Genomic DNA, 6,443 nt, shown 5'->3' with positions numbered 1-6,443 from the left:
AACGGGTGAGCATGTAGAGTGATGTGGTGGGAGTGTGTAAGAGTGTTTAAAAGGCGATGAGAGGCAAGATGTTCAAACGTTTAGAAAAGGTGGGAGAAGAAAAAGGGGTGGGAGTGGGAGGGGGGGCGCCGCGGGGTGGGGGGGGGAGGTGACCCCGGCTGGGAGGAAGAGCACAGCACTCACAAAAAGAGGGGGTCGCTGCGCAACCCAGCGGGAGCAAGCTCCCTCGCCACGGAAAACATCCTGCAAAACTCAATGCTGGCCTTTCATCCAATTGTCATATTTCAGCCATAGAGTGTTCACACGGCTTACCGATACTTTGCCGACTTAACACACCCTATCTGCTAGGAGTAAGGCATGAAACTGAAGCGTTTGATGGCGGCAATGACGTTTGTCGCTGCTGGCGTTGCGACTGCCAACGCGGTTGCCGCTGTTGACCCTGCGATCCCGAGCTACACCAAGACCACCGGTGTATCGGGCAACCTCTCCAGCGTCGGCTCCGATACCCTGGCCAACCTGATGACCTTGTGGGCCGAGAACTACAAGAAAGAATACCCGAACGTAAATATCCAGATTCAGGCCGCCGGTTCCTCCACCGCGCCACCCGCACTCACCGAAGGCACCTCCAACCTGGGCCCGATGAGCCGCAAGATGAAGGACAACGAGCTGCAGGCTTTCGAACAGAAATACGGCTACAAGCCAACCGCTATTCCGGTTGCCGTGGACGCCCTGGCCGTGTTCGTACATAAGGACAACCCGATCAAAGGCCTGACCATGGCTCAGGTCGATGCGATTTTCTCCTCGACTCGCCTGTGCGGCGCCAAGGCTGACGTCAAGACCTGGGGCGACCTCGGTGTGACCGGCGACCTGGCCAACAAGCCGGTCCAGCTGTTCGGTCGTAACTCGGTATCCGGCACCTACGGCTACTTCAAGGAAGAAGCCTTGTGCAAAGGCGACTACAAGCCAAACGTCAACGAACAGCCAGGTTCCGCTTCGGTCGTGCAGTCGATCAGCAGCTCGCTTAATGGCGTCGGCTACTCGGGTATCGGCTACAAGACCGCCAGCGTGAAAACCGTTGCCTTGGCCAAGAAAGAAGGCGGTGAATTCATCGAAGACAGCGAAGAGAACGCCCTGAACGGCAAGTACCCGCTGTCGCGCTTCCTCTACGTTTACGTCAACAAAGCCCCGAACAAGCCTCTGGCCCCGCTGGAAGCGGAGTTCGTGAAGCTGATCCTGTCCAAGCAAGGCCAGGAAGTCGTGGTCAAGGACGGCTACATCCCACTGCCAGCCAAAGTCGCCGCCAAGGCACTGGCTGACCTGGGTCTGTCGGAAGGCGGCAGCGTCGCCAAGAAGTAACACCTGAGCCCGGGCCTACGCCCGGGCTACTGTGGGAGTGAAGGTCACTCCCACAGCCAAATTTTCTGTCCGCTGCCGCTTCTAGCTGGCGGCGGATTTGTTGCGTCACTTCACTGTCATCTTTCTGTCATACAGGATCGCTAGGGTGTGCGCATGAATGATCTGGCCAACTCCACAATGACTACGACTTCCCCTCCCAAGCGCATTGACTTCAATACGCCTGAGCTGCAACGCAAGCGCCGCATCCGCGCGCTCAAGGATCGCCTGACGCGCTGGTATGTGCTGGTCGGCGGTCTCGCCGTCCTGGCAGCCATTACGCTGATTTTCTTTTTCCTGGCCTATGTAGTGCTGCCCCTGTTCCAGGGTGCGGACCTGACCGCCAAGGATTCGATCACCCCGGCCTGGATGCAAGACGCCGGCAAACCGCTGATGATCGCCATCGAAGAACAGAACCAGGTGGCCATGCGCGTTTCCGACAAGGGCCAGGCACTGTTCTATGAACTCGACAGCGGCGCTGAACTGCGCCGTGTGGGCCTGCCGGTTCCGGCCGGCGCCAGCGTGACGTCCATCGGTGAAGATCAGCCCGGCAGCCCCTTGGTGGCAATCGGTCTGTCCAACGGCCAGGCCCTGGTGTTCCGCCACACCTATAAAGTCAGCTATCCCGATGGCAAGAAAACCATTTCGCCGGCCATCGAATACCCATACGGCGAGGCGCCGATAGCGTTGAACGAGCAGGGCGCGCCCCTGGAGCATGTCAGCCTCAACGCCACCGATTCGACCTTGCTGCTTGCCGGCTCCAGCGGCGCCCAGCTGTACGTGCTGTCGCTGACCAGCGAAGAAAACATGATGACCGGTGAAATCACCAGCGAGCAGACGCGTATCGATCTGCCGCAGATGACCGAGCCGGTGAAAAGCATCTTCGTCGACCCGCGCCAGCAATGGTTGTACGTGGTCAACGGTCGCGCCCAGGCCGATGTGTTCAGCCTGCGGGACAAGAGCCTCAACGGCCGTTACAAGTTGCTGGAGAATGGCGAGGCCCAAGTCACCGCCGCCGCCCAGCTGGTCGGCGGGATCTCGCTGATCATCGGCGACTCCAAGGGCGGCCTGGCCCAGTGGTTCATGGCCCGCGACCCTGATGGCGAGCTGCGCTTCAAACAGATTCGTACGTTCCAGATGGGCAGCGCGCCCATCGTTGAAATCAGCGCCGAAGAACGCCGCAAGGGGTTTGTGGCGCTCGACGCCGCCGGCAAGCTGGGCGTGTTCCACAGCACCGCCCACCGTACCCTGCTGGTGGACCAGGTGGTCGATGGCCAGGGCCTGTTCGGCATGTCGCCACGGGCCAACCGCCTGATCGTTGAACAGGGCGGCAAGCTGCAACCGTTGACGCTGGACAACCCGCACCCGGAAGTGTCGTGGAGCGCGTTGTGGAGCAAGGTCTGGTACGAAAACTACGACGAACCCCAGTACGTCTGGCAATCGACCGCCGCCAACACCGACTTCGAACCCAAGATGAGCCTTTCGCCGCTGACCTTCGGTACCCTGAAAGCGGCGTTCTACGCGATGTTGTTGGCCGCGCCGCTGGCCATCGCCGCCGCGATCTACACCGCTTACTTCATGGCCCCGGGCATGCGCCGCAAGGTCAAGCCGGTGATCGAGCTGATGGAAGCGATGCCGACGGTGATCCTCGGTTTCTTCGCCGGCCTGTTCCTGGCGCCGTACGTCGAAGGGCACCTGCCGGGCATCTTCAGTCTGCTGATGTTGCTGCCCATCGGCATCCTGGTCGCCGGTTTCACCTTCAGTCGCCTGCCGGAATCCATTCGCTTGCGAGTGCCGGACGGTTGGGAAAGCGCCCTGTTGATCCCGGTGATCCTGTTCGTGGGCTGGCTCTCGTTGTACATGAGCCCGTACATGGAGGCCTGGTTCTTCGGCGGCGACATGCGCATGTGGATCTCCCATGACCTGGGCATCACCTACGACCAGCGCAACGCCCTGGTGGTTGGCCTGGCGATGGGCTTCGCGGTGATCCCGAACATCTATTCCATCGCCGAAGACGCCGTGTTCAGCGTGCCGCGCGGCCTGACCCTGGGCTCCCTGGCCCTCGGTGCCACGCCATGGCAGACCATGACTCGCGTGGTGATCCTCACCGCCAGCCCGGGCATTTTCTCGGCGCTGATGATCGGCATGGGCCGTGCAGTGGGCGAGACCATGATCGTGTTGATGGCCACCGGTAACACGCCGGTCATGGAAATGAACCTGTTCGAAGGCCTGCGCACCCTGGCGGCCAACGTGGCAGTGGAGATGCCGGAATCCGAAGTCGGCGGCAGCCATTACCGCGTGCTGTTCCTGTCGGCCCTGGTGCTGCTGTTGTTCACCTTCGTCATGAACACCCTCGCGGAGCTGATCCGTCAGCGTCTGCGCAAGAAATATTCGTCGCTTTAAGAAAGGTAGAAGTCTGTGAAACAGAACTCCCTGAAAGGATGGTTCAAGAGCGGCGCCCCCGGCGTCTGGATCAGCGGTGGCGCCGTGTCCATCGCGGTCATCATGACCATTGGCCTGCTGGCGGTGATCGCCGTGCGCGGCCTCGGCCACTTCTGGCCGGCGGACCTGATCCACGCCAGCTACAACGTACCGGGCATGCCTGCGCACCTGGTGGTCGGCGAAGTCGTACAGAAAGAAGAAGTGCCTCGCGAGCGCCTGAAAAGCGCCGGCTTGCCGGTGCCGGACGAAGGCCCCGAGTTCATGACCCGCGAACTGATCAAGGTCGGCAACCGGGACCTGAACGGCACCGACTTCACCTGGATCGTCGGCGACTGGCTGACCAACCAGACCACGCCGCCGGAGCTGATGGCCATCGAGCGTCGTGAGTGGGGCAATTTCTACGGCTACCTGGTCAACGTCAAGGAAGGCGGCAAGGTCATCGCCGAGGGCGAGGCCGCCTGGCCGCAGTTGCAGGCTCGGGTACAGCGCGTCAACCAGTTGGCCGCCGAGCTCAAGAGCCTGGAAAAAGTCGACATCGGCGCCATCAACGCCGGCCTGGAGCGTATCCGCCTGCACGGTCGCAAACTGGAACTGGACGGCAAGCTCGACGCCGCCGCCCAGGCCGACCTGGAAAGCGAACGCGCCGAACTCAATGCCCGCTACAAGGACATCGAAGCGCGCCTGGCCGACCTGCATGCGCAGTTCAACCGCGACAGCCTGACGGCCCGCGATGCCAACGGCAAAGAAGTGGAAATCGAAATCGGCAAAGTGGTGCACGCCTACCAGCCAAACGGCATGGGCACGTTCACCAAGCTGGGTTTCTATTTCAGCAAGGTTTGGGAGTTCCTCAGCGACGACCCCCGTGAAGCCAATACCGAAGGCGGCATCTTCCCGGCGATTTTCGGCACCGTGATGATGACCCTGATCATGGCGATGATCGTCACGCCGTTCGGCGTGCTGGCCGCGGTCTACCTGCGTGAATATGCCCGCCAAGGCACGATGACGCGCTTGATCCGCATCGCGGTGAACAACCTCGCCGGCGTTCCGGCCATTGTCTACGGTGTGTTCGGCCTGGGCTTCTTCGTCTACGTGCTGGGTGGTTCGGTCGACCGGCTGTTTTTCCCGGAAGCCTTGCCGGCGCCAACCTTCGGCACCCCGGGCCTGCTCTGGGCGTCCCTGACGCTGGCGCTGCTGGCGGTGCCGGTGGTGATCGTCGCCACTGAAGAAGGCTTGGCGCGGATCCCGCGCACCGTGCGCGAAGGCTCCCTGGCCCTCGGCGCGACCAAGGCCGAGACCTTGTGGAAAATCGTCCTGCCGATGGCGAGCCCGGCGATGATGACCGGGATGATCCTTGCCGTGGCGCGTGCCGCCGGTGAAGTGGCGCCGTTGATGCTGGTGGGCGTGGTGAAACTGGCCCCGTCGCTGCCGCTGGACGGCAACTACCCGTATCTGCACCTGGACCAGAAGATCATGCACCTGGGCTTCCATATCTATGACGTCGGCTTCCAGAGCCCGAACGTCGAGGCAGCCCGGCCGTTGGTCTACGCCACGGCACTGCTGCTGGTGCTGGTGATCGCCACGCTCAACCTGTCGGCGGTGTGGATCCGTAACCACCTGCGCGAAAAATACAAAGCGTTGGATAGCTAAAAGCATTAGCCACAAGCGGCAAGCTGCAAGCCGCTTTTGCTCAAAACTTGCAGCTTGCAGCTAAAAGCTTGCAGCTACGAACGGAGTGAGACCATGCAACACGAAGCACATACACACGGCATCAACATGTCGGCCCTGGGCCGCGACAAGCAGAGCCTGGACCTGGCCCAGGAAACCGTGGCCATCGAAGTGCCCGGCCTGAACCTGTTCTACGGTGAGAAGCAGGCGCTGTATGACGTCAGCCTGAATATCCCGAAACAGCGCGTCACCGCGTTCATCGGCCCGTCGGGTTGCGGCAAGTCCACCTTGCTGCGCACCTTCAACCGCATGAACGATCTGGTGGACGGCTGCCGCGTCGAAGGCGAAATCAACCTCTACGGCAACAACATCTACCGCAAGGGCGAAGACGTGGCCGAGCTGCGTCGTCGCGTGGGCATGGTGTTCCAGAAGCCTAACCCGTTCCCGAAAACCATCTACGAGAACGTGGTCTACGGCTTGCGCATCCAGGGCATCAACAAAAAGCGCGTCCTCGACGAAGCCGTGGAATGGGCCCTCAAGGGCGCGGCGCTGTGGGATGAGGTCAAGGACCGTCTGCATGAGTCGGCCCTGGGCCTGTCCGGTGGTCAGCAGCAGCGCCTGGTGATCGCCCGCACCATCGCCGTCGAGCCGGAAGTACTGCTGCTCGACGAACCCTGCTCGGCCCTGGACCCGATCTCGACGCTGAAAGTCGAAGAACTGATCTACGAGCTCAAGTCCAAGTTCACCATCGTCATCGTGACCCACAACATGCAGCAGGCGGCGCGGGTGTCCGACTACACCGCGTTCATGTACATGGGCAAACTGGTGGAATTCGGCGATACCGATACGCTGTTCACCAATCCGGCCAAGAAACAGACCGAAGACTACATCACGGGTCGCTACGGCTAGTCGTAGAGCCGCAAGCGCAAGCTGCAAGCGGCAAG

Annotated in this window: 4 protein-coding genes; all 4 read left to right on the top strand. The window is 61.4% G+C overall.

From position 1 onward, the window contains the following. Positions 1-357: 357 nt before the first annotated feature. The 4 genes from J3361_RS27100 to pstB all read left to right on the top strand — a co-directional run bounded on the left by J3361_RS27100 (position 358) and on the right by pstB (position 6,408). Positions 358-1,356, top strand: a complete 999-nt coding sequence (locus J3361_RS27100; RefSeq protein WP_207967124.1) for a phosphate ABC transporter substrate-binding protein PstS — start codon at positions 358-360, stop codon at positions 1,354-1,356. A gap of 405 nt (positions 1,357-1,761) precedes the next feature. After that, entirely contained in the window at positions 1,762-3,795 is a 2,034-nt protein-coding gene (locus tag J3361_RS27095) for an ABC transporter permease subunit (RefSeq protein ID WP_207967125.1), read from the top strand. Positions 3,796-3,810: 15 nt separating this feature from the next. Beyond that, positions 3,811-5,481, top strand: a complete 1,671-nt coding sequence (gene pstA, locus J3361_RS27090; RefSeq protein ID WP_207967123.1) for a phosphate ABC transporter permease PstA — start codon at positions 3,811-3,813, stop codon at positions 5,479-5,481. Positions 5,482-5,574: 93 nt separating this feature from the next. Further along, entirely contained in the window at positions 5,575-6,408 is an 834-nt protein-coding gene (pstB, locus tag J3361_RS27085; protein ID WP_053127038.1) for a phosphate ABC transporter ATP-binding protein PstB, read from the top strand. Positions 6,409-6,443 lie beyond the last annotated feature (35 nt).

Origin of the sequence: Pseudomonas sp. OA65 (assembly GCF_017498305.1) — a bacterium.
In the GTDB taxonomy this organism is placed as follows: Bacteria; Pseudomonadota; Gammaproteobacteria; order Pseudomonadales; family Pseudomonadaceae; genus Aquipseudomonas; species Aquipseudomonas zanjanensis.
The sequence above is the reverse complement of the archived record's forward strand: the minus strand, read 5'-3'. Positions and strand labels throughout refer to the sequence as shown.

Excerpts from the sequence above, each read along its gene's own strand:
- J3361_RS27095 (WP_207967125.1), top strand. The coding sequence starts at position 1,762 with ATGCAAGACGCCGGCAAACCGCTGATGATCGCCATCGAAGAACAGAAC.
- J3361_RS27100 (WP_207967124.1), top strand. The coding sequence starts at position 358 with ATGAAACTGAAGCGTTTGATGGCGGCAATGACGTTTGTCGCTGCTGGC.
- pstB (WP_053127038.1), top strand. The coding sequence starts at position 5,575 with ATGCAACACGAAGCACATACACACGGCATCAACATGTCGGCCCTGGGC.